Annotated in this window: 11 protein-coding genes; 2 read left to right on the forward strand and 9 right to left on the reverse strand. The window is 45.3% G+C overall.

Features of this window, described 5'->3' with window-relative positions; genetic code table 11:
• Window positions 1–23: 23 nt before the first annotated feature.
• Window positions 24–3050 (forward strand): PAS domain S-box protein, encoded by a 3027-nt coding sequence (locus QUA80_RS04025; RefSeq protein ID WP_333421637.1) that lies wholly within the window; start codon window positions 24–26, stop codon window positions 3048–3050.
• Between the two features lie 263 nt (window positions 3051–3313).
• On the opposite strand, the gene QUA80_RS04030 is transcribed toward QUA80_RS04025, so the two are convergent.
• The 7 genes from QUA80_RS04030 to cobA all read right to left on the reverse strand — a co-directional run bounded on the left by QUA80_RS04030 (window position 3314) and on the right by cobA (window position 8612).
• The gene (locus QUA80_RS04030) at window positions 3314–3892 is read right to left on the reverse strand and encodes a Uma2 family endonuclease (RefSeq protein ID WP_333421639.1); all 579 of its coding nucleotides are present in this window, start codon (window positions 3890–3892) and stop codon (window positions 3314–3316) included.
• A 40-nt stretch (window positions 3893–3932) separates the two neighbouring features.
• Window positions 3933–4511 (reverse strand): Uma2 family endonuclease, encoded by a 579-nt coding sequence (locus tag QUA80_RS04035; RefSeq protein ID WP_333421641.1) that lies wholly within the window; start codon window positions 4509–4511, stop codon window positions 3933–3935.
• Between the two features lie 87 nt (window positions 4512–4598).
• Window positions 4599–5777 (reverse strand): tetratricopeptide repeat-containing serine protease family protein, encoded by a 1179-nt coding sequence (locus QUA80_RS04040; protein WP_333421642.1) that lies wholly within the window; start codon window positions 5775–5777, stop codon window positions 4599–4601.
• An 8-nt stretch (window positions 5778–5785) separates the two neighbouring features.
• The gene (locus QUA80_RS04045; RefSeq protein ID WP_333421644.1) at window positions 5786–5932 is read right to left on the reverse strand and encodes a hypothetical protein; all 147 of its coding nucleotides are present in this window, start codon (window positions 5930–5932) and stop codon (window positions 5786–5788) included.
• A gap of 71 nt (window positions 5933–6003) precedes the next feature.
• Complete coding sequence (locus QUA80_RS04050) at window positions 6004–6366, reverse strand: type II toxin-antitoxin system death-on-curing family toxin (RefSeq protein ID WP_333421646.1); 363 nt, start codon at window positions 6364–6366, stop codon at window positions 6004–6006.
• A gap of 16 nt (window positions 6367–6382) precedes the next feature.
• Window positions 6383–6856 carry a hypothetical protein gene (locus QUA80_RS04055; RefSeq protein WP_333421648.1) on the reverse strand — a complete coding sequence of 158 codons (474 nt, stop codon included), beginning with the start codon at window positions 6854–6856 and terminating at the stop codon, window positions 6383–6385.
• 184 nt (window positions 6857–7040) lie between these two features.
• Window positions 7041–8612 carry a uroporphyrinogen-III C-methyltransferase gene (cobA, locus tag QUA80_RS04060; protein ID WP_333421650.1) on the reverse strand — a complete coding sequence of 524 codons (1572 nt, stop codon included), beginning with the start codon at window positions 8610–8612 and terminating at the stop codon, window positions 7041–7043.
• 173 nt (window positions 8613–8785) lie between these two features.
• Between cobA and QUA80_RS04065 the strand changes: the two genes are divergently transcribed.
• Complete coding sequence (locus QUA80_RS04065; RefSeq protein ID WP_333421652.1) at window positions 8786–11221, forward strand: TylF/MycF/NovP-related O-methyltransferase; 2436 nt, start codon at window positions 8786–8788, stop codon at window positions 11219–11221.
• 140 nt (window positions 11222–11361) lie between these two features.
• On the opposite strand, the gene QUA80_RS04070 is transcribed toward QUA80_RS04065, so the two are convergent.
• Together QUA80_RS04070 and QUA80_RS04075 are read right to left on the reverse strand one after the other, a co-directional pair.
• The gene (locus tag QUA80_RS04070; protein WP_333421654.1) at window positions 11362–21381 is read right to left on the reverse strand and encodes a tetratricopeptide repeat protein; all 10020 of its coding nucleotides are present in this window, start codon (window positions 21379–21381) and stop codon (window positions 11362–11364) included.
• Entirely contained in the window at window positions 21366–22361 is a 996-nt protein-coding gene (locus QUA80_RS04075) for a homogentisate phytyltransferase (protein ID WP_333421656.1), read from the reverse strand. The genes QUA80_RS04070 and QUA80_RS04075 overlap by 16 nt, the downstream gene beginning before the upstream one ends.
• Between the last annotated feature and the right edge of the window lie 51 nt (window positions 22362–22412).

Below are 22412 nucleotides of genomic sequence, written 5' to 3' on the forward strand. Positions count from 1 at the left end.
CTCATCAATAATGCAGGTTAGTTATGATTACACATTTTTTTGAGACTGGAGGATTCATTCCTCACGGTCACTGCTATCTGTGGCAAACAAACTTAGTAGGGTTACATATTTTATCCGATGGTTTAATTGCTTTAGCTTACTACTCCATCCCAATCACGATCATCTACTTTGTGCGACAGCGCCAAGATACTCCATTTCAGAAAGTATTTTTTCTGTTTGGCGCCTTCATAATTGCCTGTGGTACAACTCATATCATGGACATATGGACGCTTTGGTTTCCTACTTATTGGCTTTCGGGAGGACTTAAAGCTATTACTGCTCTGATTTCTATATATACTGCATCTGAGCTAGTGTTTTTAATTCCATCAGCGTTAGCTTTACCTAGTCCAGCTCAACTTATTGTGGCAAATCAAGCCTTAGAGAAAGAGATCGATGAGCGCAAGCGGGCTGAAAACGAACGGAAAAAAATTGAGGTAGCTTTACGAAACAGTGAAGAGCAGTTTCGCAATGCGTTTGAAAATGCGTCAATTGGAAAGGCGATCGTTTCACTTGATGGGCACTGGGTTAAAGTCAATCCTGCCTTGTGTCAGATTCTTGGCTACTCCTCAGAAGAGTTGTTAGCGTTAACTTTCCAAGACATTACCCATCCTGACGATTTAGACGGGGATCTTAGTTATGCACATCAACTATTAGCAGGAACAATTTCAACTTACCAAATGGAAAAACGGTATTTCCACAAACAAGGACATATAATTTGGATTCTGCTTAATGGCTCGATAGTACAAGATGGACAGGGAAATCCACTGCATTTTATTGCTCAAATCCAAGACATTACCGCTCGAAAAGAAGCTCAAAAGACGCTAGAGCTTCAGAGTCTTATTATCCATAACATGGCAGGTGGAGTGTGTTTAATTAAAGCCTCAGACCTCACGATCGTCTACACCAATCCCAAATTTGACGCTATGTTTGGCTACACAGAGGGCGAACTCGCAGGTCAATCGGTTGGTGTCTTGAATTATATCGATACAGAGGTTACACCAGACGCCAGCGTTCTAGATATTGTCACTCAACTCGATCGGAACGGAGAAGCACAATATGAAGTCTACAATAAGAAAAAAGATGGCAGACTTTTTTGGTGCAGGGTTCATACGTCTAGGTTTGATCATCCTGAATATGGAACCGTATATGTTGCGGTTCAGGATGATGTGACAGAACTGAAACAAGCTGAGCAAGATTTGCAGGCTACCACAAATCGCCTCAACTTTCTTCTGAACTACAGCCCCGTCGTTATTTTTGGCTGTAAACCTGGTGGCAATTATGAACCAACGTTCATCAGCGAAAATATCAAAGATGTATTGGGCTATGAAAGCATTGCGTTTTTAGAAGATTCTGAATTTTGGGCGCATAACTTACACCCAGATGATTTAGAACGAGTAACTAATGACTTAGCCAATCTATTCGTCAATGATTTTTATTTCCATGAATACCGTCTTCGTAGCTCAGATGGGGTTTATCGCTGGATACTCGCTCAACTCAGACTAATTCGAGATCGTGCAGGTAGACCAGTGGAAATCTTGGGATATGTAATTGACATTAGCGATCGCAAACAAGCCGAGTTGGAACTTCAGCAAGCTAAAGAAGCAGCAGAAACAGCAAACCAAGCCAAAAGTCTGTTCCTGTCCAATATGAGCCACGAACTCCGTACTCCTCTCAATGCTATTTTGGGATTTACGCAATTGATGATTTACGATCCTGTCCTGACTCCCGAACTCCAACAAGATCTGGCGATCGTCAATCGTAGCGGCACACATTTATTGGAATTGATTAACGACATTTTAGATTTATCCAAAATCGAGAGCGGACAGATGATACTCTATCTTTCTGACTTCGATCTAAAATTTTTGCTGATTTCTCTTGAAGAAATGTTGCAAATTAAAGCGCAATCGAAAGGAGTGAAACTAATTGTCGAGCGAGAGTCCGATCTGCCCCAATTTGTGCATAGCGATGAGAAAAAACTGTATCAAGTCTTAGTCAATCTGCTCGGTAATGCGATTAAGTTTACCAATCAAGGAAGCGTCACCTTACGAGTAAAATCGGAACAGATCGACCAAACGTCCTGTCGCCTATGTTTTGAAATAGAGGATACTGGAGTGGGAATTGCTCCAACAGAAGTTGAGAGCTTATTTAAGGTGTTCGTGCAAGCTGAAGCTGGGAATAAATTGAATCAAGGTACTGGTCTAGGTCTAGCTATCAGCCAAAAATTTGCCCAACTCATGGGTAGTCAGATTCGGGTTCAAAGCATATTGAATCAGGGCAGCATTTTTTACTTTGAACTTGAGGTAAAGTTACCTCAAGCAGTCTGCCTTGCCTCAGAATTGCCTAAACAAAGAGTGATGGGTATAGCTGCAGGACAACCAACTTACCGCATCCTTGTTGTTGAAGATGTAGAGGAAAATCGCCGCTTATTGGTCAAACTCCTTACGTCAGTCGGTTTTGAGGTGCGCGAAGCAACACAGGGAGTTGAGGCGCTATCCCTGTGGGAAAGTTGGGCCCCACACCTGATTTGGATGGATCTACGAATGCCGATCGTGGATGGCTACACAGCTACCAAACGCATTAGAGAACACCCTCAGGGACAAGAGACTGTCATTATTGCTTTAACTGCGAGTGCTTTTGAAGAAGATCGAGAGAAAGCTCTTATGGCTGGTTGTGACGACTTTATGAGCAAGCCATTTCAGCAAGCGATCGTCTTTGACAAACTCGCTCAACACTTGGGAGTAGAGTACATCTACACAGTTGTAGGAAAAGATTCCCAAGAACTATTTGTTGCTTCTTTATCTCCAGAAGATCTAGCCGAGATGTCCTCTCAGTGGTTAGAACAAATGTATCAAGCTGCCTACTATGTCGATCTTGAAGCCATGAACGAGCTAATTAAACAAATTCCCGCATCTCAATCAACCCTTTCCAGTGCGCTAATTGATTGTGTCAATAACTTTATGTATGACAAAATTGTGGAGTTAATTCAACCTCTGATCCCGAATCCAGTTTAGTTATCGAGTTTAAGGACAAAGAAGCTATAGTGTTCTAAGGAGTGGCTAGGGAGCATCTCAATGAAAGCAGCCCAGCTAGAAATTGGAGTTTTGAGGCTCTCTTGCTGCGGGGAAAGAGTCAGAAGGAAGGAGCCCGAAGAAGTGTTTTTACAAATATGAGATGCTCCCCTCCCGATCGAAATCGCTCTGACTTGCATTCCTCGCTACGAAATGGTAACGGTTCTTTTATTAAAGATGATATAATAAGTCAAAAGAGACTTCTACTAATTCCAAATTTTTGGCAAATTGAGCACAAATCCAGGTAAAACATTTTCCCCAGAAAGGGTGAGAGGAGATTGTAAAACTTCCACATTTTGACCGGGGCGATAAATTTCAACTTCGCGTTTTTTGCGGTTAATCAGCCAACCCAAACGGCAGCCATTTTCCATATATTCTTGCATTTTTTCCTGAGTCTTTTTCAAGCTGTCCGTTGGGGAGAGAATTTCCACAGCAAAATCGGGACAAAGCGGGATAAATTTTTCTCTTTGTTGAGGTGTCAAAGCTGACCAGCGGGATTTCTCTACCCAAGACGCATCGGGAGAGCGATCGGCGCCATTGGGCAGAGTAAATCCTGTGGAGGAATCAAAGGCTTCACCGAGTTGGGTTTCTTCGTTCCAAAGTCCAATCTGTAAGTTGAATTTTGAGTTGCTTCTTCCCGTTTCTCCTCCGGTTGGCGGCATGGCGATTAATTCTCCGTTGGCGGTGCGTTCTAATTTTAAATCGGGGTTTTCTTCGCACAGTTGGTAAAACTGTTCGGAAGTTAGTTTAATTATGGAGTTGAGGTTTAAGGTTATAGCAGTCATAGCATTTTTTTTAAAATTTAAAAACAATCGATAACTCAAATTAATTCCAAATTTTTGGCAAATTGAGAACAAATCCCGGCAAAACATTTTCCCCAGAAAGAGTGAGAGGAGATTGTAAAACTTCCAGATCTTGACCGGGGCGATAAATTTCAACTTCGCGTTTTTTGCGGTTAATCAGCCAACCCAAACGGCAGGCATTTTCCATAAATTCTTGCATTTTTTCCTGAGTTTTTTTCAAACTGTCGCTGGGCGAGACTAATTCAATGACAAAATCGGGACAAAGCGGGATGAATTTTTCTCTTTGTTCGGGCGTCAAAGCTGACCAGCGGGATTTTTCTACCCAGGAGACATCTGGAGAGCGATCGGCTTTATTGGGCAGAGTAAAGCCTGTGGAGGAATCAAACACTTCTCCGAGTTCAGTTCGATCGTTCCACGTCGAGATTTGAGCATTCGCTGTTGAGTTGCTTTTTCCTGTTTCTCCTCCGGTTGGGGGCATGACAATTAATTCTCCGTTGGCGTTCCGTTCAAGTTTCAAGTCCGGGTTTTCTTCGCACAGTTGATAAAACTGTTCGGAAGTTAGTTTTATAATGGAATTGAGGTTTAAGGTGATAGCAGTCATTGTTATTTACCTGCTGTTTTTATAAACGACATTAAGAATTAAAAATGGGATAACTCATTTTTAATTCTTAATTCTTAACTTCTAATTCTACTGCAATTGTTTGATTCTGTTGAGCGCGTCTTGATAGGCACTTGTTCTTCCGCCTTGCTTGTAAAGTTCTGCTGCTTTTTGAAAGTCGGCAATTGCTTTCGGTTGGTCTTTGTTGTCCAGGTAAGCTAAAGCTCGGTTGTAGTAAGCGTCGGCAAAACCGGGATTGGCTTCGATCGCCCGCGTGTATGCTTGAATAGCGCTGGGCGCGCGGGTTGTCTCGAAGCTGGCGATCAGAGTGCGGGCATTGCCGATGTTGAAGTACAATTCCGGAGTGTAGTTGGGCTTGAAAGTGAGTGCTTTGTTGAAATCGGCGATCGCCTCCGAAGGATTGTCTTGATCTAACCGCGAAAGTCCTCGAAAATAATAGGCTTGGGCGTCTTGAGGATTAATGGTGGATACGGGGCCTTGAGTTGCGGGAGTATTGTCTACTTTCAACTCGGATTTGTTCATTCCGGCCGCCACCAGCTTCGCGATAAATGTATTGATTGGAACTGCTGCGTTAAATCCGGTTTTAATCGGGGCGACTTCGCCGGAACTGGTTTGCGCGAAACCGAATTCCCCTTGTCCGTGTAAACCGATGACTCGGCCGTCTGAGTCAAAAACTGGGCCGCCGCTCATGCCGCTCCAAGTTACGGCTTGATACCGCAAAGTGTAACCTTCCGGGCGGTTGCGCGGGCGGCTGGTAACGAGGCCGGGAGAGAGTTCTGGTTCTCGTTCGGCGCCGAAAAGTCCGCCCGTAGCGGGATAGCCGTAAACGAAGATTTGAGTGCCGATGACGGCTTGATCGGAATCGGCGATCGTCGCGACTGGATATTCTTCGGGGCTTTCAAATTTGACTACGGCTAAATCCGGGTCAGTTTCGGCGGTTTGCAAACGGGTGACGGAGGTTGCTTGATAGTTTTTGCCTTTAGAGGTGCGAACGGTGTATTTCACGTCTGCTTTTTCTACGACGTGGTTGACTGTTAAAACTGTGTAAGTTTTGCCTGTTTTGGCAATAATTACGCCAGAACCGTCTCCGAGGGAACTGTTAATTTGTACTGTCAGCGGCCCGGCAATGTTGGCGACTTCTTGGGGAGTTTTGGCGATCGCAGGTTGGCTGATGACGATGGTTAAGGCTGCCGTAGTTCCTGCTAGCAGGGTGATTAACGTGTCGTAACGAGAAAAATTTATATTCATGGCTATTGCTAATTAGTAGTTGGGTAGCGGGATTTGCGGTAGAAAGGGCGATCGGCGGTTTGTGCTATTTTCTGTTTAGTTTTATTGCTGATTTGACGCAAAGGCGATCGGCTTTGTTCTTTAGTGATAATTTTACTCGCTTTTTTGTTCCGCAATTCGCTATTTCAATGTAGCGTGAGTACGCCGCACCTTACTTAACCTCAATGAATGCGGCCCAACTTACTTATTAAAACTCAAAAATACATGACTCGAACTCGGTGGTTAGTTCTTCCTTAGTCATAGTTCCCCGTGCGACTCGCATGACTAAATCATATGCTCGATCGTCCGTCAAATTCAGACCGCAACCATTCAAACGCAAAAAGGTATCTGTCACCGCAAAAGCCGTTCGTTTATTGCCGTCAATAAAGGGATGATTCATCGCTATGTGATAGAGATAGGCGGCAGCTTTTTCGCTAATTGTTGGATGCAAAAATTGACCGCCAAAAGTTGCTTGCGGTTGAGCCAAAGCCGACTCCAACAAGCCTTCATCTCTAACGCCGGGAGTGCCGCCAAATCTCTCTATCTGTCTGGCGTGGATACTTAAAACCATACTTTTGCTGACAAAATTAGGAGTTGGCAAGGCGACGGTAAACCTCCTTTCTTTCGCGTTCTGAATCTAGATAGGCCTGCCATGCTTTGGCTTCTAGATCACTTTTTTCTGCTTTTACAGGCTGTATAGGCTTCAGGGCTAGTATAAACTCCAGCACTTCTTTCAACCTAGGTTTTGGTACACGGTAAACCTCCTCTCGTTCTTTTTTAGAGACTAGATAAGCGTTCCAAACATCACTTTTTTCTGCTTTTACAGGCTGTTTTGTCTTCAGGTATAGTACAAACTCCAGCACTTCTTTCAACATAGGTTCTGGTACAGGGTAAACGTCCTGTAGTTCTTTTTTAGATGCTAGGTAAGCGTTCCAAACATCACTTTTTTCTGATTTTACAGGCTGTTTTGCATTCAGGGCTAGTACAAACACCAGCACTTCTTTCAACATAGGTTCTGGTACTTGGTCTAGTTCTTGAAGAAGTTGGTCTTTTGCGGTCATATTTCCTCCTAGTTATCTTACAACTATTTTATCCTAATTGATAAAAGTTTTGCCACCGAGAGATTGTACGCGACCATCTGTAGGGACACGGCACTGCCGTGTCCTTACCCGGAATTTGTTTAAATTGGTATTATAACCCTTTTACCACCTACAGATTAGATAATTAACGGCTGTTCGCTCGCACTTACAGATTTTGATAGTCTGCAACCCATTCAACGATCGCCTCAGTCAATCCGTCTAAAGTATATTCTTTGGCTTCTACGTCTAACTTACCCAATAATTTCTGACAGCTTTTGGAAGTTTCCGGCCCGATGGATGCGATGCAAACGCTTTCTAACCAATCCTTAGACAGGGACAATTCTGGGCTTTTTTCTAGGAGGTGACAAAAGTTATGCACAGTTTTGGAACTGGCAAATGTTATGATATTTACGGCTTGATTTTGGAGTGCGGAGAGGGCGATCGGGTCGATAGTTTCCGGACAGCAAGATTGGTAAGCTGGCACTTCTATTACTTGCGCTCCTTTGGCGGTGAATTCTTTAACTAAAACTTCTCGGCCGCCGCTTTCTACTCTTGGAAATAGGATTTTGCAGTTTTGCAAGTGATCGGGGAAGTTCTCGACTAGGGAATCGGCGACAAAGTTGGGGGGAATAAAGTCTGGTTGTAGAGAGTGCGATCGCAAACTTTCTGCTGTTTTTTTGCCGACAACTGCTATTTTAATGCCAAACAAGCTGCGGGCGTCTTTGCCTTTTGCTTGTAATCGTTGAAAAAAGCAGTCTACAGCGTTGTGGGAAGTCAGAATTAACCAGTGAAAGCTTGACAATTGTGCGATCGCACTGTCCAATGGTTCCCAACTCGAAGGCGGCCCAATTACCAAGGCGGGCATTTCGATCGCGCGGGCTCCTTGTTGCTGGAGTCGATCGCTAAATTCAGCCGACTGAGAAGCCGATCTCGTGACTAAAATGGTTTGTCCTGCTAGCGGCAATTGGCTGTTATTAGTGGTGACTGGTGTATCGATCATATTTGTGCTTTGTGGCTGGATTAAATATTCGCGCAATCTAACTACTTCCCCAATTACTATCACGCAAGGCGATAGAGATTGACCTGCTGTTTGCTGTAAAATGTTGGAGAGATTCCCCAGCCAAATTTGCTGTTCGGGGCGGCCGCAATCTCGGACAATGGCGATCGGAGTTTCGGGCGATCGTCCGTGCTTTTGCAATTGCCAAATTATCTCGCTTAAATTGCGCCCTCCCATCAAGATCACCAAAGTTTCTATCTGCACTAATGCTTCCCATTCCAAAGCATCTGGTTCGTGGGCGCTCATCACTGCAAAACAGCGACTCATTACCGGATCGGTGAGGGGAATTCCTGCTAGTAAAGGTGCGGCTAATACGGATGAAATTCCGGGTACTACTTCAAACTTGCAGCCTGCTGTGATTAATGCTTGAATTTCGGAACTAGAACGACCAAAAATAAACGGATCGCCGCTTTTTAAGCGGATTACTTGTTTTCCTAGTTTGCAATGTTCTACCAGCAAACGGTTAATTTCTTGCTGCTGGGTGGAAGGTTGACCGCCGCGTTTCCCGACTTCAATTTTTCGACAAGTTGCTGGGATTAATTCGAGTTGCGGGATGTCGATGAGAGCGTCGTAGATTAAGACTTCGGCTTGGGATAGCAGTTTGTGCGATCGCACTGTCATCAAGTTACAATCTCCGGGTCCGGCACCGACTAGATAAACTTTCCCTTTTTGGTTTTTCACACTTCCTCCTCGATCGTCTCGATAGTATAGTTTTATGAATATTGCGGAACTTCGGCGCACCCTACCCTACCCTATAATTTAATCAGACTTTTCAAGCAGCCTGTAGGGGCGGGTTCACCCATCGCCCTCAACGGTGCAAACAGGTTAAATAAACCCGCCCCCACCCACTATTTATGCAGATTATCATCATCACGGCCGCCGATGCAAATTACTTTGAATTGGTGCGAGGTACTATTTTATCGGTGCGGGAAAAACCAGAGGGTGAAAATGTGGCGATCGGCTTTTTCGATCTCGGCTGCACTCCCGAACAGTTGCAGTGGCTAAAAACCAAAGTTAATATCATTAAAAAGCCCGATTGGGACTTTGACTTTCCTGGCAGAAATGAAGCTCCCGAACATTTAAAAGGACTATTAGTTAGACCTTGTTTGCGAAAATACTTTCCCAATTTTGATATATACCTTTGGATAGATGCGGATGCTTGGGTTCAAGACTGGAGAGCAATTAATTTGTTAGTTGCAGGAGCATCGCGCCGGGGACTGGCAATTGTTCCCGAAGTTCACAGGGCTAGCTTGCAGCAGTACGGACAACTTCCTCAGTTTTGGCAGTGGGTTTATCAACAATACGAAGCTAACTTTGCTGAGGAAGTCGCTAAAAAATTATACAGTTATCCGATATTAAATGCTGGAGTTTTCGCACTCCGAAAAGATGCTTTGCACTGGGAAATATGGGCTGAAAAACTCGATCTAGGATTGCAAAAATCCGGCTGTGTCATGACAGATCAATTTGCCCTCAACCTAGCTGTTTACAGTGGGGAATTGTTCGAGCTTACTGAAATGCTACCAGCTTGGTGCAATTGGATATTCAACGGTTTTCCGGTTTGGGACAAGCAGCGAGGCTGTTTTGTGGAGCCGTACTTGCCGCAGGAGGCGATCGGCATTTTGCATTTAGCTGGCCGCCAGCATTTTGACCGACTACAATTGAGGGCAACAGATGGCGACATACTGGAAATAAGCGTCCGTTACCAACCTAAACACAAGGAAGAAATACAGATAGTTGAAGAGTTAAAAATGGCAGAGAAAAAATCTGAACTTAGCAAATATAATTTATTACAGCCAGGAGATTATGTCTCGCCAGGATTCCAAATAATTATACCTGACTCCTATTTCCCCAATATGATTGTTGCCGATCCAAATGCAAGTAACTGGCCTTATTTGCGCCGGGAAATTCCGCATAATTGGTATGCAGACAAGCGCTATCCATTCATCGGGTTTTTGAATCGCGACGAAGCGCACATCCTTTACAATACAGCTCTGCAATTCAAAGGTAAAAAAGCCTTAGAAATCGGCTGCTGGCTAGGGTGGTCTGCCTGTCACTTAGCCCTCGCAGGAGTTGAGTTAGATGTTGTCGATCCGCTGTTAGAAAGAGAAGACATCAGACAAAGCGTAATCGATTCAATTCAAGGTGCTCTAAATGCGTCTGGCGTTCAAACATCAGTCGAGCTAATACCCGGCTACAGCCCCCAAAGAGTCGAAGAATTTTCCGCTCAATTCAACCGCAAATGGTCGTTAATTTTTATTGACGGAGAACACGGAGAACCGGGGCCGTTAAATGACGCAATTGTTTGCGAAAAATTGGCGGAGGAAGATGCAATAATTTTATTTCACGATTTAACTGCTCCCGATGTTGCTCAAGGTTTAGATTACTTGAAGCAACGGGGATGGCAAACGGTAGTATATCAAACAATGCAAATTATGGGGGCTGCTTGGCGGGGCAATGTCGAGCCAGTAAAACATCAACCAGACCCCAATATTTCCTGGCAGTTGCCAGCACATTTGCAGGATTATTCAATCAGCGGTATGCCCGTTAGCAAAGAGTTGCCAAAACAGAAATTGCCAACGCTAGAACAGCGAAATTGGCAGACAATTATTCCAAGCAGCAAATCGTCACTGCAAACTTATACTGCAAACTTTAAAAATATTTTGTCAACTGTTCGCCCCTATACCTTGCTTAGCGAATCGAGACTGTTTTCTCTTTATTGTTTGGCAAAGCAAATATGTGTGGAAGATTTGCCGGGAAATTTTGTCGAATGCGGAACTTGTAAAGGCGGGTCAGCAGCATTGATAGCATTTGTGATTAAACATTACAGCCGCCGTCCGAGAGTGCTGTATGCTTTTGATACGTTTGAAGGAATGCCGGCACCTACCGAGATCGATCGACATCAGGGAATACCTGCAAATCTTACTGGTTTTGGTGAAGGAACTCTCAAAGCTTCCATTAGTGAAAATTTGGATAAAATCTGTAAATTACTGCAAGTTAGAGATATTGTTGTACCTGTTAAGGGATTATTTTCCCAGACTTTACCCAAATACAAGTCCGCAATAGGAAGTATTGCGTTTCTGCACGCTGATGGAGATTGGTACGAGTCAACAATGGATATATTTAATACGCTTTATGACAGCGTTATTTCTAACGGTTTAATTCAGGTTGATGATTACGGTCACTGGGAGGGGTGCAAGCAAGCAGTACACGATTTTGAGAGGATGAAAGGCGAGTCATTTTCTCTGCATACGATTGATGAAACAGGAGTGTGGTTTCAAAAGTTGAAATAATATTCAGTGTGGCAGAGCACCTGTAATAATAACAAATTTTGGCTTTTTACCCCCCTTTATTATAGAGTCCGCGTGGGCGAAGCCAGCGCGGCAGCGCTTAGGCGGAATTCGTTTGACAAGACACGGTTTCAACCGCCGTTTTAGCTCACATTGAGTATAACATCAAGAAAGCGCTTAACTTGTTTTTCCCAAGTCCAATCCAGCATAAAATTTGCCGCAGCTAAACCGCGACGTTTTGATTCTTCGCGATTAGTATAAATTTGTTCCAAAGCCTCGACAACTTCTGCAACCTCAGACTCTCCCCAACCTTCTACACCGGAAAAATGAGCCGTAGATTTTACTTTTCCTTGACTCGATAAAGGATAGCAAATGTTGCTGTAAATCAAGTCTAAATGACCAGTATTTGCTGATAAAATAGTCGGAATTCCGCAGGCCATACTTTCCATCGCGACTAAATTAGTGCCGCCTTCGCAGCGGTTGGTGAAAACAGCGCAGTCGGCTTCTCGCAAAATTTGTCCGGCGAGGTGATTGGGAATTAAGCCGATGTCGATAAAAGAGTCAACCGGCAAACCGTTAGCCACTAACCATTGGGAAATTCCTAAACTTCCGTCGCGGTTGATATTGGGAAGTCCGACAACGTTGCCGGTTTGTTCGATTCCCAGCATATACTGAGGCCAAAAGTTGTGCCATGTTGTTAGTAACAAAGCCTCTGGATGTTTGGCGCGAAATCGTTTGAAAGCGGCAATTACAATATCTTGACCTTTGCGATATTCTAGTTTGCCGCCGGAAAAGATGACGAAGCGATCGCCAAATAGATTAGACTTGGGTGCAGGATGAAAAATTGCGGGGTCAATTCCTTGATTTACCATAGCCACATTAGTCAAGCCGCAGCTTCTCAAAACATCCGCATTCCAGTTAGAACCGGCAACAATTGCGCTATATTTTTTGGCTTTTTCTAGTGCTTCTGCCGTGATTCGCGTGTCTTCAAAAAATATGACTCCTATTTGACAAGCGCTGGTAATTTGATTCTCAACTCCAGAGGATGCTAAATTATTCCCCAAAGCGTAAAGTACGGGAAAGTTGCAAGTAATCTGTTTGTCTGAATTTGCGGTTACTAATTCCTGAAAATTTTTCTGCTTTTCTACTACAGGTAATAACAGGGATTTATGCAGCGGATTGATAGATTCTGAGGTGATAGATGGCGGTACTAAAAGTGCAACTTCCCATGCGGAATTTCGCAGCAGTTGCAGTGTTAAATTCATGCCGTAAATTCCCCAGCCGCTGGTGATGCTGACTGGCCAACTAATGCCGATTCCGGTAATTTGTGGGGGAGTTTCTGGGCGTTGGATTGGAGACTGAGCATCAGAATCTCCGTTCCCAGGCTCAGCCTGGGAACGAGTAGAGATTAAGTGTTCTAAGGCTGCTTTTATACGATCGCAAACTCCATCCCAATCACCCGGTGTTTGCTGCCTAAACAACCGCACAGTGGGATACCAAGGGCTATCTTCGCGTTCCAGCATCCAGCGCCAATCGGGCACGAAAGACAGCAAAATCCAGACGGGTTTGCCCAAAGCACCGGCCAAGTGCGCCACAGAAGTATCTACGCAAATTACTAAATCGAGTTGCGAAATAATTGCTGCGGTGTCGGAAAAATCGAAGCAATGTTCGCTCAAATCTTGAATTTTATGTCGATCGAACAAAGTGATATCGCCCTCTAAAAAATCTTTTTGAAGGCTGTAAAAAGTCGTTCCAGCAACATCTAAAAATTTGACAAAATGGCTCAATTTACACGATCGCTGACGATCCTTGCGGTGCAGCGCGCCGCCCGCCCACACAATACCTACTTTTAGTTGATTGTTTGGTTCTAGAGAAAATTTAAAATCCTGTTGCGGGGCTAAATAAGGAATCTTTGCCGGTATATTTTCCAAAGTTGTTCCCAAAATTCGCGGCAAACTTAACAGCGGCGCTTGCACTTGAAAATCTACCAAATCACTCGACCGCGCTATTACTAGATCGACTCCTGCAATTCCTTCAAATAAACGCTTCAGCAAGACATGACAAGCCACAACAACTTTGCCGCCTTTTTGCTTGACTAAAGGTGCGTAGCGGATAAACTGTATCGTATCGCCCAAACCTTGTTCTGGGTGCAATAAAATCGTTTTTCCCTGCAAATCTGAGCCGTCCCAAAGCGGTTGGGCGAAATATCTGGGTTCCAATTCTTGAGTTTGCCAGCGCGATTCGTACTCCGCAAAACCGCGCTGAAAATTGCCAGTCAAAAGCAAAGCTAACGCTAGTTTTAAGCGCCAATTCGGTGATTCTGGAGATAGTTGAATTGCTTTAGTATACCAGTCGATCGCCTCGATAACTTTTCCTTGTTCTTCCAGGGCGCAACCTAAATATAAGTTTGTTTCGCTCAGGTTAGGATTGGTTTCAAGCGCTTGTTTGTAGTGCAAAATTGCCTCGGTTATTTGGCCGTTTTCCTGTTTTAAATAACCTAAATAACTGTGGGCTTCTGCGTGGGTGGGTGAGGCTGAAATTACTTGTTCGTAACGAGCGGCTGCGGCTGCTTTTTTACCTTGTTTTTGTAAGGTATTTGCTATGTAAAATTCTACCTGTGCAGGTGACAAGGAAAGTTGAGGCATAGCATCAGAATCTGTGTTCCCCGAATCAGCCTGGTAACGAGTAGAGATTAGGTGTTTTAAAGCTGTTTTTATGCGATCGAATACTTCCTCCCAATCACCCGGTGTTTGCTGCCGAAACAGCCGCGCAGTCGGATACCAAGGGCTGTCTTCGCGTTCCAACATCCACCGCCAATCCGGCATAAAACACAGCAAAATCCATACGGGTTTACCCAAAGCACCGGCTAAGTGTGCGACAGCAGTATCCACGCAAATTACTAAATCTAATTGCGATATCACCGCCGCAGTATCGGCAAAATCGTTCAAATTGTCGCTCAAATCTATCACTGGAATTTGAGTTAATAAAGTACGATCGCCCGCAGACACTTCTTTCTGAAGACTGTAAAAACTTACACCCGCAATATCTAACAATTTTAGGAAATAACTTAAATCGCTCGATCGCTGAAAATCCTTCAAATGTTCCGAACTTCCAGCCCACGCAATCCCAACTTTGAAATTGCCATTCCCTACGGGATAGCTGCGCTTCACGCAATTTAGGGAAAATTGCCAATTCGGCGGCGCAGCTAAATAAGGAATATTTGCCGGTATACTTTCTAAATTTGTTCCCAGAATGTGAGGCAAACTCATCAGCGGTGCTTGCACTTGGAAATCCGGCAATTCCTCCATCCGAACCGCCACTTGTTGGATGCCAGGAATCTGCTTAAATAAACGCTTCAGTTCTTGATAGCAAGAAATGATTACTTTGCCGCCTTTTTGCTGCACGATTGCCGCGTAACGCACAAATTGAATGGCATCGCCCAAACCTTGTTCGGATCGGAGCAAAATAGTTTGCCCGTTCAACTCTGAACCATCCCAAATCGGTCGATCGAAATTCAACCGCTGCATTTTTTTCGCCTGTTCTGTTTGCCAGCGCCACTCGTATTCTGCGAAACCGCGCGGCAAGTCCCCAGTCAACAGCAGGACTAAGGCTAAATTGAAGTGAGCTTTTGCACAATTAACATCGATTTGTATGGCTTTATTGTAACATAATATAGCTCGATTTATGTCTCCTAATTGTTCTACAGCACTGCCTAAATTCGTGACAGCTTCTAGATAATTCGGATTCAAAAATATGGCTCGTTCTAAGCTAGAAATTGCCTGTTCTATTTTACCCGCACCCAAGCATAAAGTTCCCAGGTGATAGTGTCCTGCAGGATTGTTTGGTTCTACTTCAATGGCACGCTCGTAAAGCCTTTCTGCCTCTACTAGCTGACATTTTGCTTGCATCGCCACGCCCAAATTTATCAAGGCTGGCACGTAATTGGAATTGATTGAAAGTGCTTGATGAAAACACGCGATCGCACTCGGCAACTCGCCCTGCTGCTGGAGCGTCGCGCCGAGATTGTTGAGAGCTTTGACGTACATTGGATTTAGGGCGATCGCCTTTTGAAAACAAGATACAGCATCGGCTGTATTGCCTCGATCTTGCAGCAAAATGCCCAAGTTATTTTGCGCTTGAGGGCAGTTCGGGTCGATTTCGACCGCGCGCTGATAATAGGTGGCAGCTTCGGCTAAGTCGCCTGTTTGATGCAGCGTCACTGCCAAATTAGTTGCAGCTTCTATCAAATCTGGCTGCCAAACTAAAGCATTTTTAAAACAAGCGATCGCCTCGGCAAATCTACCTTGCGCTTTCAGAATATTTCCCCGATTGAAATGTTGTTGAGACAATTCAATATTGGGATAAGTTTCTCTTGGCGGCTGAGCTTCCTCATGCTGGCAAATTCTTTCTCTCAGCGCCAAACTAGCTTGTTCTAAAACTCCTTCCCAATCCCCCGCTGTTGACTGGCGAAACAGCCGCGCCGTCGGATACCAAGGACTATCTTCGCGTTGCAACATCCACCGCCAATCCGGCACAAAACACAGCAAAATCCACACTGGTTTTCCCAAAGCACCGGCCAAGTGCGCCACAGAAGTATCTACAGAAATAACTAAATCCAGAGCGGAGATTGCCGCCGCAGTATCGGCAAAGTCGTGCAAATAAGAGCTTAAATCTGTTACGGGCATTTGCTCTAACAAAGCGCGCTCCTCTGCTGTTATTTCCTTTTGCAAACTGTAAAAATTTGCTCCGGGAATATCTAACAGTTTAGTTAACAAATTCAGCGGTAAAGATCGCACCTTATTTTGCGAATATTGAGGATTGCCCGACCACACAATCCCTACTTTCAAATTAGCAGTTGGACTGAGAGTAAATTCCAAACCCGGGGGCGGAGCTAAATAAGGAACTTTCGCAGGTATATTTTCTAAAGTTGTTCCCAGAATGTGAGGCAAACTCATTAGCTGCGCGCGAACTTGAAACTCCGGCGCATTCTCTGGACTAACTATTAACGCATCGATTCCTGAAACTTGTGCAAATAAGCGCTGCAACTGCGGCAAACACCAAACAATTACTCTACCGCCTTTTTGCTTGACTAAATCTGCGTAGCGGATAAACTGAATTGCATCGCCTAAACCCTGTTCCGGGCAAAGCAAAATAGTTTTTCCCTGCAAATCTTTGCCATCCCAAATAGGTTGGTGAAAGTTGTGGTGCGGGGACTGTTTTTGTTGAACCAGTAGCCGCCATTCGTACTCGGAAAAACCGCGCTGAAAATCTCCCGCCAGCAGTAAAGCTAAAGCTAAATTTAGGTGAGATTCAGGATTGCCGATATTGAATTTAACTGCTTGGCTGTAGCAGGTGATAGCATCTACAAATTGTCCGCGATCGTGCAAAGCATTTGCCAAACTGTTGAGAGAATTGATATAACCGGGTTTGAGTTCGATCGCCCGATGGTAGCAATCGATCGCCTCTGCCATTTTTCCCGCTTCCTCAAAAGCTTTGCCGAGATTGTTCAAAGCTTCAGGAAAGTCGGGTTTCAGGCTCAAAGCTTGGCGGTAGCAGGCGATCGCATCTTCAATTTTGCCCTGTTTGTGAAGGACAATTCCCAGATTGCAGCGAGCCTCTGCTGAGGCTGGCAATTTCTGAATCGCCTGCTGGCAAAAAGCTAGAGCCTCATCTAACTGATCTTGGTTTGACAGCCAACTCCCCAAAGCAAGATCGGTTTGGGCCAAATCCGGTTGCAGCTTCAGAGCTCGCTCGTAGTATGCGATCGCATCTGCAACTCGCCCCTGCCGGATCGAAGCGTATGCTAAGTTGTGCAAGGCATCGAAATAATTTGGATCGATCGCGATCGCCCGTTCGTAATTCGCGATCGCCCGTTCGTAATTCGGGCTCGCTTCCCCTTCCTCCCCTTGTTCCTCCAAAGTAATTCCCAAATTCAAATAAGCCGCCGCGCAATTAGGATTGACTTGAATCGCTTGCTCGTAGCACCTTACAGCCTCCGTCACATCTCCTTGTCCTTCCCGCAGCAGGCCCAAATTAATCAGCGCTTCCGCGCAATTAGGGTTCAAAGAAAGCGCCCGTTCATATTCTGCGATCGCCTCTTGAGTCTCCCCTGCTTCCGCCAGCGCGCTGCCCAAATTGCTCGCAGTTTCCGCCAAATTGCGGTCGATTGCGAGCGCTTCTCGGTAGTGCGCGATCGCCTCTTGTAGCCTGCCAGCGTGCTGTTTGACAACGCCTAAATTGCTGTGAGCGGCCGCATAATTTGGATCGATCGCGATCGCCCGCTCGTAACATTCGATCGCACCGCGAAACTGCCTTTGCTGCTGCAAATCTCGACCCAACCGAAACTCTGCATCCGCCAAATCCGACGGCGCAGATGCTGCGGAAACCAGGCAGCCCAAAGCTTGAGCCACCCGTGCGAAAACACCCTCCCAGTCGCCCCGCTGATGCTGCCGGAACAGCCGCGCCGTCGGATACCAAGGACTATCTTCGCGTTCCAACAGCCACCGCCAATCCGGCGAAAACGCTAGCAAAATCCACACCGGTTTGCCCAAAGCCCCCGCCAAATGGGCGACAGCGGTATCGACACTAATGACTAAATCTAGTTTGGCGATCGCAGCAGCAGTATCGGCCAAATCGTCAAAATGCGGGCTCAAATCTACGATCGGCGTTTGATTCAACAGCGCGCGATCTGCCTCGGAAACCTCTTTCTGCAAGCTGTAAAAACTTACCCCCGAAACGTCCAAAAGCGGCAGAAACTGGCTTAAACTGCACGAACGCTGCTTGTTTTTGCGGTGTTTTGGATTCCCCGCCCAGACAATCCCAACTTTCAAAGTGCGATCGGGCAAAAGCCCAAAATCCGCACCCGCCGGCGGAGATAAATAAGCAGTATTTGCCGGTATTGTTTCCAGCTTTGTACCGATAATATACGGCAAACTCAACATCGGCGCTTGCACGTCAAATTCCGGCAGCGGCTCGCCTTTAACTATTAGCAAATCAATGCCGTCAACCGTTGCAAACAAACGGTGCAATTGCGGGTAACAGCCAACAATTACCCTACCGCCTTTATTTTTGACGATCGCAGCGTAGCGGATAAACTGAAGCGAATCGCCTAAACCTTGTTCGGCGTGGAGCAAAATAGTCTTTCCCACCAAATCAGAACCGTCCCACAGCGGCCGGTATTCTCTCGCCGAAACTGTATTTTCCGGCCCCGTTAAAAAACACGAATGACCAGTGTGAAATTCTTTAATTTGCCAGCGCCACTCGTATTCGGCGAGACCATTTTCCAAATCTCCCACCAACAGCAAAGCCAAGGACAAATTCAGGTGAGCGCTAGCGTGGTTGGGACTTAAATGAATCGCCCGTCTGTAACAGGCGATCGCATCTTCTACCGCGCCTTTTTCCAGAAACGTCCTGCCTAAATTGTTGATAGCTTCCACAAAATCCGGCAGCAATTCTAGAGCTTTGTGATAATACTCCAGCGCATCTTCTAAATTGCCCTGTTCTTGCAACACTGTTGCCAGATTGTTGTAAGCTTCCCAGCTATGCGGCTGAATTTCCAGCGCTTGCCGGTACAGCTCGACCGCCCTTAAAAGTTCGCCTTTTTCTTGCAGCGCCACCGCTAAATTAATCAGTGCTGGCACGAAATCTGGTTGAGCGACAAGAGCTTGTTCGTAATGCGCGATCGCTTCTTCTACTTGACCTTGTTCCTCAAAAATTTTTGCCAAGTTGTAAGCTGTTTGAGGAATATTTGGAGCGAGGGCTAAAGCTTCTTGATAATGGGGAATAGCTGCGTCTAACTCGCCATTTTCTTGCTTGAGAAAACCAAAATTAATCAGCGCTTGAACGCAATTTGGATCGAGAGATATTATCTGTTCGTAAAGGGCGATCGCCTCTTCCTTATCGCCTGTCTCCATTAACTGTTCTGCTTGCCGCAATAAATCCTCTAAAACAACCGGATTTTCGCCACCAGTTGCGATCGCAACCGATGTCTCAATCCCCTGCGATTGCTTAGCTGCGGAGCCTTCTGCCAAGCCTTCGCTCGCCATCACAAATATGTTTTTACTCTCTTGAACCACGCTTGCACCTGTAATTTTGAGAAGCACAGAATCGAGGTCAGGCTTATCATTAGCAATCATTGCGAGTGAAACGAAGTCAAGCGAATCTTTTGCAGAATCCTCGGAATAACTAGCACTATTGGCGATCGCAAAAGAACTCAAAGCCGCCTGCACTTCGTCAAACAATTCTTGCCAACTGTCCGGCTGACTTTTGCGGAAAAGCCTTGCAGTTGGATACCAAGGATTATCTTCGCGCTGCAGCAGCCAGCGCCAGTCAGGAACAAAAGAAAGCAGCACCCAAACCGGTTTTCCTAAAGCACCGGCTAAGTGCGCCACAGCCGTATCGACACTAATGACTAAATCCAGTTGAGATATCGCCGAAGCGGTATCAGCAAAGTCGCTCAAATGCGGGCTCAAATCCGGCACTAAGTGTTGGTTCAACAAAGTGCGATCGCTCTGGGACAAGTTTTTTTGTAAACTATAAAAAGCGATTCCCGGAATATCCAAAAATTGAATAAAATCGCTCAAACTGCAAGAACGCTGATTGTCTTTCCGGCGCTGCGGGCTCCCCGCCCAAACAATCCCTACCTTCAGTTTTGCATCAGAAGAAAGCGCAAAATTGCACTCATCAGGCGAAGCTAAATAAGGAACATTTCCCGGTATTGTTTCCAGAGTTGTCCCCATAATTCTCGGCAAACTCATCAGCGGTGCGTGAACGTCAAATTCTGGCAAACCCTCAAGACTAACTGATAAATATTCAATGCCGGCAACTGTCTCAAACAACCGCAGCAGTTCTGGATAGCAAGCCACCATAACTTTAGCCCCTCGGCTGCGAAGAATCGGCGCGTAGCGAATAAACTGAATCGAATCGCCGAAGCCTTGCTCGACGTGCAGTAAAATAGTTTTTCCCTGCAAATCTGAACCATCCCAAACCGACTGTTTAAATTGCCTTGGTTGTAGTTGCGGAGTGCGCCACCGCCACTCATATTCAGCAAAACCGCGCTGAAAATCTCCGAACAATAGCAAAGTTAAACCTAATTCCACGTGTGCGGTGGCGTTGTCGGGCTGCAATTCCAATGCTCGACGGTGAAAAAAAAAGGCTTCTTGAAATTCCCCTAAATCGACCAAAGCGTGTCCGAGGTTGTTAATAGCATCCACGAAGTCTGGCTTTAAGTTCAATGCTTGTCGGTAGTAAGATATTGCTGCTTTGGTATTGCCTTGTTCGTGGTAAAATGCCCCGACATTGTTGTGAGCTTCGGGATTGTTTGGCTCTAGTTGTACAGCTTGCTGGTAGCAGTTAAAAGCTTCGGCTAATTTACTTTGCTGCTGAAAAACTGTTCCCAACCCCATCAGAGAATATGTCAAACTCGGATTAATTTGTAAAGCGTGCAGGTAACAGGCTACCGCTTCGTTTAATTGATTTTTTTGTTTAAATAAACCTGCTAAGTTGTGTGCTGTTTCGTGCAGGTTGGGGTCGAGCTTGAGCGCTGTTTGGTAATATAAAATTGCCGAGTCTATTTCGCCGACTTGCTGTTTGAGCCAGCCCAAATTATTGTAAGCTAGTGCGGAATTTGGCTGCATTTTGATGACTTGTTCGTAAGTGGAGATCGCCCTTTGATACTCGCCTACATCCAGCAAAACATTAGCCTTATTTAAATGTGCTTCTACAAAATCGGGGTTTTGGACGATCGCCTGTTCGTAAAAGTCGATCGCTTCGGCAATTTTTCCCTGCTGTCTAGCAGCTATTCCCAACAAACACAGCACGTTTGCTGACTCCGGCTGCACTTCTACGATCTGCCGATACAAATTCTCAGCTTCTAACAAACGTCCCGCTTGGTGATGTTCCCAAGCTATTTTCAAAGAGTCTTCTGCACCCAATTTGCAGGCAGATTTTCGCGATTTTTTTTGAGAAGCCATAGTTGTCTTTGTTGTTTGGGAGTTCGCTAACTTGTAATTGCCAACTTGTTCTAATTTGTTAACTCTTCCATCCTTCTTCCTTCTTCCCTTCTTCCCCCTTCCTTCTTCCTTCTTCCTTCTTCCTTCTTCCTTCTTCCTTCTTCCTTCTTCCTTCTTCCTTCTTCCTTCTTCCCCTTCTACCCCAACAAACAAGCTGCGGGAAAAATCAAATATTCTAAGAAAAACAACTTCCAGATAAACTGATAAAAATCAGCAATTTCTTTTTGATCGTCCAAATCAACTTTGACGCTCCAAAACCACATCAAACCCAAAGCCGCCAAATGAGAAACTGCCAGAAACACTAAATTAACATTAGACAATAAGATCGTTCCTGCCAAAGTCGCGCCCAAATAACAAACCGTCAACACCCAGCGAGATAAATTAAAGACGGCAGGCTTGCCCAGCTCAATCGTAAACGTAGTAATATTATATTGCTTGTCCCCTTCCATGTCGGGGATATCTTTAAAAATGGCGATCGCAAACGTAAACACCACAACAAAAACCGTCAGCACCCAAACTTCCGCAGGAATCGCAAAAGACACACTCTCCAAACTCCAGCCAGAAAAAGCGCTTTTCGCCCTTCCCAAACCCAACACCCAATTAAAGTGCAGAAATAACCCTAAATTTACGATCGCGCCCCGCACCGTCAAAATGCACAGCGCCGCCCAAAAAGGAAACCGCTTCAGCCGAATTGGCGGCAGAGAATAAGCAGTCCCGATCGCCAAACTAACGCCAACTGTCGCCAGCAAAAACGGGCCTTGTAAAACAGCAGTCAAAATTCCTAGAATTCCCGTTGCAATTACAATTAATTCTCCGGTGTTTCGAGAAAACACTCCCGAGGCGATCGGCAAATACGGCTTATTAATTTTATCAATTTCAACATCTTCTAACTGGTTCAATCCCACAATATAAATATTGCCGCAAATGCAAGCCAACCACGCAAAAGCTAGGGGCAAAAATACAGGATTCACAAACAGCCGCGCGCTTTGGGCGATCGCGTACAAAGCCAATACACTCAGGCTAGTACCCACAATTGTGTGCGGCCGAGAAAACTCCCAAAAAGCCCTCACCCAGCTTGGCGGAGCCGAGCCATTTTTATCAATCCAAGACTTGTCAATCGAATCGTTGCCCATAAAACTCACACCCGCACCAAACAAATAATATTCTGTAGGTGCGCGATACGC

It is taken from the genome of Microcoleus sp. F4-D5, assembly GCF_036704885.1.
GTDB lineage: Bacteria > Cyanobacteriota > Cyanobacteriia > Cyanobacteriales > Microcoleaceae > Microcoleus.

Excerpts from the sequence above, each read along its gene's own strand:
- QUA80_RS04025 (WP_333421637.1), top strand. The coding sequence starts at position 24 with ATGATTACACATTTTTTTGAGACTGGAGGATTCATTCCTCACGGTCAC.
- QUA80_RS04030 (WP_333421639.1), bottom strand. The coding sequence starts at position 3,892 with ATGACTGCTATAACCTTAAACCTCAACTCCATAATTAAACTAACTTCC.
- QUA80_RS04035 (WP_333421641.1), bottom strand. The coding sequence starts at position 4,511 with ATGACTGCTATCACCTTAAACCTCAATTCCATTATAAAACTAACTTCC.
- QUA80_RS04040 (WP_333421642.1), bottom strand. The coding sequence starts at position 5,777 with ATGAATATAAATTTTTCTCGTTACGACACGTTAATCACCCTGCTAGCA.
- QUA80_RS04050 (WP_333421646.1), bottom strand. The coding sequence starts at position 6,366 with ATGGTTTTAAGTATCCACGCCAGACAGATAGAGAGATTTGGCGGCACT.
- QUA80_RS04055 (WP_333421648.1), bottom strand. The coding sequence starts at position 6,856 with ATGACCGCAAAAGACCAACTTCTTCAAGAACTAGACCAAGTACCAGAA.
- QUA80_RS04065 (WP_333421652.1), top strand. The coding sequence starts at position 8,786 with ATGCAGATTATCATCATCACGGCCGCCGATGCAAATTACTTTGAATTG.
- QUA80_RS04075 (WP_333421656.1), bottom strand. The coding sequence starts at position 22,361 with ATGGGCAACGATTCGATTGACAAGTCTTGGATTGATAAAAATGGCTCG.